Raw genomic sequence first — 6025 nt, 5'->3', positions numbered from 1 at the left:
ACGAAGATGCTTGCCCCATCTATCGAGGTGAAGCGGCTGAGATTCTGTCTTGCATGCGTCACCTGGCGTTGAATATGTTGCGAGCAGAAACGACGAAGAAAGCCAGCATCCGGCGAAAGCAGAAGATAGCCAGCATGAACACAGACTATCTGGATCAGGTCTTGGCAGCGGGACTGAGGGCGATGGCGGCGCAGTGAGCATGAATACCTTGGTTTTTAACAAAATGTTCACGCTCTCACCCTGACGTATTATCTAACATAAAGCCAAACTCTCTGGTTGCAGACTCTCACGTCACTGTAATCCGGCCACTTCTTACTAGCAGCCTGTTCTTAAACACTTACATTTCCTCGCATTCAGTTCAAAAAAGAATTGAGCCGACTGATGAAAAGTCTCTTGTATCAGGATCCACAAAGCAGGTCGAACTTAGCACAAGTGCTGTTAATTCATTAGTTGTTCCGCTCCCGCCATTAAAGGAGCAACAGCGCATTGTCCAAAAAGTCGATGAACTGATGGCCCTCTGCGATCAGCTGGAGCAGCAGACCGAGTCCAGCATAGAGGCTCATGCCACCCTGGTCGATACCCTGCTGGCTACCCTGACTAACAGCGCCGACGCCGACGAGTTGCAGCAGAACTGGGCCAGAATCGCCGGGCACTTCGACACCCTGTTCACCACCGAGCGAAGCATAGACGCCCTCAAGCAGACCATACTGCAACTGGCTGTTATGGGTAAGCTGGTGCGCCAGAACCCGAACGACGAACCCGCTTCAGTGCTGCTGGAGCGTATCGCAGCGGAAAAAGACCGGCTGGTTAAAGAGAAGAAGATCAAAAAACAGAAGCCACTGCCGGAAATCAGTGAGGATGAAAAGCCGTTTGAACTACCGGAAGGGTGGGAGTGGTGTCAATGCAATGATATTGGCAATCCAAACACTATCATCACCTATGGAATATTGAAGCCGGTATGGGTTGATAAGGGAGTGCCTACTGTTCGCATTAAAGATATGATTGATGGAGAAATATCTACAGGCGATATAGCCATGTGCTCTTTTGAACGCGCAGATAAATTCACGAAGACGACTCTATCGGAAGGTGATTTATTAATAGCAAAAGATGGCGCAACACTAGGGAAAACTGCATTTGTTCCTCATCAATTAGCGGGCGGGAACATTACCCAGCATGTATTGAGATTCTCTATACACCAGTCAGTTAGCCGTCACTTCATTCGATTAATTATTGATTCTCCTATTGGTCAAGGGTGGATGACTGGCGAAACTAAAGGTGTCGCCCTACCTGGAGTAAATGTTAGTGATTTCAGAAGGATGCCGACTGCCATCCCCCCACTCAATGAACAACATCGTATCGTCGCCAAGGTCGATGAGCTGATGGCCCTCTGCGATCAGCTCAAGGACAAGCTACGGCAGTCACAACAAACCCAGGTGCACCTGACCGATGCCATTGTGGACCAGGCACTGGCCTGATAGCTCTCTTCCAGGCCCCGCTCAGTGCGGGGCTTTTTCTTGCCCTGCGCCTGAATACCCTCAGGAAGAATGAAACGCTTCGGCAATATCGGCATAGCCCGGCAGTCTGGTCAGCTGACGACGACAACGCTCATGGGCCGGTTCGGGGATAACGGCTATCAATAAATAGCGATGTCGTTGGGTCAGATGCTGGACGTAAACCAGAAACACATCACTGGTCTGTTTAATTTGCCTGCGAATACCCAATCGTTTGTAGCGTGTAATCTGCTCATCGGAAAGCAGATGAATATGCCGGAGTTCAGATTGGGCGACATAAGCAGGCCAGTCAAAGGGGACGTCTCTGCCAAAGGTTTCTGGCCGGTGATCTGCCTTGTAGGCAAAAAAGAGACTTTTCAGGCGCTCGGCTTCTTCCTGGCCAAGCGCTTCAATCAGGGAAACGTGCAGTTCAACAGAAGGCAAAACAATGCTGGCAGACATGCAGCTTAGTGGACCAGCTCTCTGGCTTCATCGCCACTCAAGCCCAAGGCCATCAGCCCTTTTACAGACACCGCCAACGCTTGGTCTTTGCTGGCAAAAAATGCTCCGGATTCCAATGGGTCATCTTCCCTGAATTGTTTGAGCACCACATAGAGGTCTTCAAACTGATTACGCACTCTTATAATCGAGTTCAGCACGGTCGTATCCGCCATGCTCGCTTCAGGATTGGCATTGAGTTCCAGCTCGGTCTGTATGTATTCAACCTGGCCGGCAAACTGCAAAGCAGCGCTGGACACCAGCTTGAGCGCGGCATCAAGCTCGGACTCATCTATATCGTCCATGTCAGCGACTCTTGCAGCCAGCACAGAAAGCTTTGATTGAAGGGCGCCGGCGGCGTTAACGACGTCATCAGCCAGCGCCTGCTGGGCTGGCACTGCGGGTGAGGCTGTCTGCATGGAAGAGTCTGCCGCACCCACAACCTGATTTCCCACCTTTATCAGCTGGTGGGCATCCTGTTTGATGCCGGTTAAGCATAGCGAGAGACTCGCAGCGGTCAGTATCTCTATCACAATAAACCTCTTAATAATCAACAGGTTAAAAACAAATTGTGTAATTTACCCGTTTACTGAGCCACACATTATACGCCAGCGCGGCCATAAGCCAAGGATAGCAGCCACAACGGCGAGCCTCTTTAACTACGACCGGCGTTTTGGTGGTAAAGTGTTTCCAAAATAATCTCTAAATAACGGTTCCGAATGGTAGATCACTACCGGCAGCGACCGGGTTCCGCTAAGCAGACCCTTCGCGCCAGGGGGGCGCGAAGGGTCTGGCACAGCTTCTTGGCGCCGCGACCGAGTTGCCAGTGGCAAGTCGCAGCACGGCGGCAAGAGCTGTTTCCGCGACATCGGCGGCGGAGCCCCCATGGATGATGGGTTCACGGCGTGTCTGCGCGTGGGACCCGGTCGATGTAGCACTATTAGGATCAGTTATTTAGGTGCCAGCCATACCACCTGAACTTGTCCTGGACGGCGTTCTATGTTGAGCACCAACATCAACGGCGAAAGTATCAAAAGCGGTGGGAGAGATATAAGAGCCTGTTCAACGTCTCGCGAGCTAGAGCGCCATATAGTTTAAAACTTAGGCAACGCGTCTCCCCCCTTTGTCGGAGGCGTCGATGGCTTCTGACGAGATGCAGGCTGTCAGCCAAAGGGCACTCCTCCTCCGGCACGCCGTAAACCCATCCATGGGGGCTCCGCCGCGCCCTCCCTGGCGCGGAGGGCCGGCGGAGCAGCGCTCTTTGTCCTCCCTATCGCCCCCGCTGCCGCCTGTTGGCACCGCCTTCAGACGGCGCCGGAACTTGGAAGAGGCAACAGGGATGGCCTCCGCCGACCGTCACCTGCCAGGGATGGCAGGTGCGAGCCTACAGGGGGCTAGCTTGCTCGCCGCGACGAGCGGTTTCGGCCTGACCGAACATCCAGTGAATGTTCGCAGCAGGCCGAAACAGCGAGTGTCATATTTTGCGGCGTGTCGGCGGAGGTGGCCCTGTTGACTCTTCTCTACGTTGCAACAGACAACAAATAGCTGATTGGCCGATTTTTAAACTGATCGGTGCGCTAGGGGTTATCCTGTCCACTCCCTGGCTCGTTAAAACAGCCCCAGTTGCTGCCCGCTCAGGGCATCGAAACTCAGGCCCGCGAAGGGCAGAATGGCGTCAGCCACCGGCTTCAGCTGGCGGTCGATATAGTGCTGGTAGTCGATGGCCGACAGGCGGTATTCCTCGGGCTCTGGCCCGTTCACCGTGATCAGGTAGCGGATGACGCCCTTGTGCTGGTAGCGCAGGGGCAGGCCCCGCCGGGCGTTGTGCTCGTCGGCCAGGCGCGCCGCCCGCACCTGGGGCGGCTGGGATTTCACGTACTGGGCCAGGGGCCGGCGCAGCCGCTTGCGATAGACCAGATCCGCATCCCGCTCGCCGGCCAGGGTCTGGGCCAGGGTCTGGCGGATAAAGTCGCTGGGATCCCGGTCCGCGAACACCAGCCGGTACAGCTCGGTCTGGAACTGCCGGGCCAGGGGCGTCCAGTCGGAGCGCACCGTTTCCATGCCCTTGAACACCAGCTCGCCCACGCCGTTTTTCAGCTGCAGCCCCGCGTAGCGTTTCTTCGAGCCCTGCTCCCGTCCCCGGATGGTGGGCATCAGGAAGCGGGCGAAATAGCTCTCGAACTGCAGTTCGAGAAAGCTCTCCAGTTGCAGCTGCGCGGCCAGTTTCTCCCGCCAGCGTCCGCTGACCAGGGCCGCCAGCCGCCGTCCCTCGCGGCTGGCCGAAGCCTCGTCGTGATCGCCTTCCAGCAGCACGAACACCGAGTCGGTATCGCCGTAGATCACCTCGTGACCCTCGCCTTCGATCCAGCGCGCGCTCTGCTGCATGATCTCGTGGCCGCGCAGGGTGATGGACGACGCCAGCCGGGTGTCGAAAAAGCGGCAGCCCCCCGAGCCCAGCACCCCGTAGAAGGAATTCATCAGGATCTTGATGGCCTGGGAGCGGGGTCCGTCCCGCTCCCGCTTGGCCTGATCCCGCTCCCGCCACAGCCGCTCGATGATGGCGGGCAGGAAGTGGTGGTGGCGGGAAAAGCGCCCGCCGCGAAAACCGGGAATGGCGTCTTCTTCCTCGAGGCCCAACACCAGGCCGAGGGGATCGATGCGGAAGGTGCGGATGATGGAGGGATAGAGGCTTTTGAAGTCCAGCACCAGCACATGGCGGTAGAGGCCGGGCCGGGAGTCCATCACATAGCCGCCGGGGCTGGCCAGGCCGCCGCCCGCCGGCAGGTTGGGGGCCACGAAGCCGGCCCGGTGCAGGTGGGGCAGGTAGACCTGGGTAAAGGCGGCCACCGAGCCGCCGACCCGGTCCAGCTCCAGGCCGGTAAGCTGGCTGCGCAGGCGCAGGAAATCGAGCAGCCGGGTCTGCTCGAAGATGTCCCACACCAGGCGGCAGTCCTCCAGGTTGTAGGCGGCGAGTTTCGGCTTGTTGTGGCGAAAATCCCGGCTGATGGCCGCCAGCCGGTTGGCCACGTCCTCGGTCTGCTTGCCCCGGCCCAGCAGCTGTTGGGCCACCGATTCCAGGCTGAAGCTGTCGAACTGGTAGCAGGCGGTCTTGAGCGCCTCTATGCCATCGATGGCCACCCGCCCGGGCAGGGTGAGGAACACCTGGCCGGTCAGGCTCTGCTCCCGCAGGTGCGCGACCTCGCCGCCCCGCCCCAGGCGCAGTTTCAGGTGGTGACAGGCCGCTCGCGCCAGCAGGGTGCGGAAGTCGAAGCCCACCAGGTTCCAGCCGATGAGGATATCCGGATCATGGGCGTTGATCTCCTGCTCCAGCGCCCGCAGCAGGGCCGGCTCGTCGGCCAGCCAGCGGATGTCGGTATCGGCAGGCTCGGGCTCGCCTATCATCAGCACCCGGGCAAGCTGCTCGCCGTAGAGGCCGATGGAATAGAGCTCGCCCCGGGCGGAGCATTCGATGTCCAGGGACAGCACCCGAAAGCGCGGGCGCCAGTCGGCCGCCTTGAGCCGGGCACCGACCAACTGGCGGTAGCCGTCCCGCCGCTGTTCCTGGCCGGTGAAGGCCAGGCTGCCGCGGATAAAGCGGCTGATCAGAAAACGCTCGTGCAGGCGGAAATCGTCCTCGTAGACCGTCACCCCTTCCCGGCGAAGCCACTGGGCCGCCGCCCGGTGCGCCGCCAGGGTGGGAAAGTAGAGCACCGCCACCGGTTGGTGCTCGAAGCTCTGCAGCCCGGGCTCGGCCCACTGGGAGTCGATACCCGCTGCCGTCAGCAGGCCCGTCACCCGCTCCCGTTCCGCCACCGGCACCATAAACAGCGGCCGCTCGCCGGCCAGCAGCAGCCGTACCGGGCCCTGCTCGGTGCAGAGCCAATAGCAGATTTCGGTGTGTCCCTGGACATCCCGGCTGTGGCGGCTGAGGATAAAACCCTGTTCTATCTGGTTCATGGACCCATTATAAGGAAGAACAAGGAGGGATCTCCTTGTGACGGGCGTGATAACAGAAAAGGGCCTGACGGCCCTTTTCT

General features: G+C 58.7%; 4 protein-coding genes and 1 pseudogene. 2 read left to right on the top strand and 3 right to left on the bottom strand.

What is annotated here, in order from left to right; all coding sequences use genetic code 11:
- Positions 1-197: pseudogene (locus CGX12_RS01190) on the top strand (ISAs1 family transposase); the annotation flags it as partial.
- 6 nt (positions 198-203) lie between these two features.
- The gene (locus tag CGX12_RS19785; RefSeq protein ID WP_368073546.1) at positions 204-1475 is read left to right on the top strand and encodes a restriction endonuclease subunit S; all 1272 of its coding nucleotides are present in this window, start codon (positions 204-206) and stop codon (positions 1473-1475) included.
- A gap of 60 nt (positions 1476-1535) precedes the next feature.
- Here CGX12_RS19785 and CGX12_RS01180 read toward each other — a convergent pair whose 3' ends face one another.
- The 3 genes from CGX12_RS01180 to CGX12_RS01170 all read right to left on the bottom strand — a co-directional run bounded on the left by CGX12_RS01180 (position 1536) and on the right by CGX12_RS01170 (position 5945).
- Positions 1536-1952, bottom strand: coding sequence for a type II toxin-antitoxin system YafO family toxin (locus CGX12_RS01180; RefSeq protein WP_094038063.1), 417 nt, complete (start codon positions 1950-1952; stop codon positions 1536-1538).
- A gap of 5 nt (positions 1953-1957) precedes the next feature.
- Complete coding sequence (locus tag CGX12_RS01175) at positions 1958-2521, bottom strand: hypothetical protein (RefSeq protein WP_142995559.1); 564 nt, start codon at positions 2519-2521, stop codon at positions 1958-1960.
- Between the two features lie 1075 nt (positions 2522-3596).
- Positions 3597-5945: a DNA polymerase II gene (locus tag CGX12_RS01170; RefSeq protein ID WP_094038061.1), complete on the bottom strand. Its 2349-nt coding sequence runs from the start codon at positions 5943-5945 to the stop codon at positions 3597-3599.
- Positions 5946-6025 lie beyond the last annotated feature (80 nt).

This window comes from Zobellella denitrificans, from assembly GCF_002237365.1.
Taxonomy (GTDB): domain Bacteria; phylum Pseudomonadota; class Gammaproteobacteria; order Enterobacterales; family Aeromonadaceae; genus Oceanimonas; species Oceanimonas denitrificans.
This window is presented reverse-complemented; position numbering and strand designations above follow the sequence as displayed.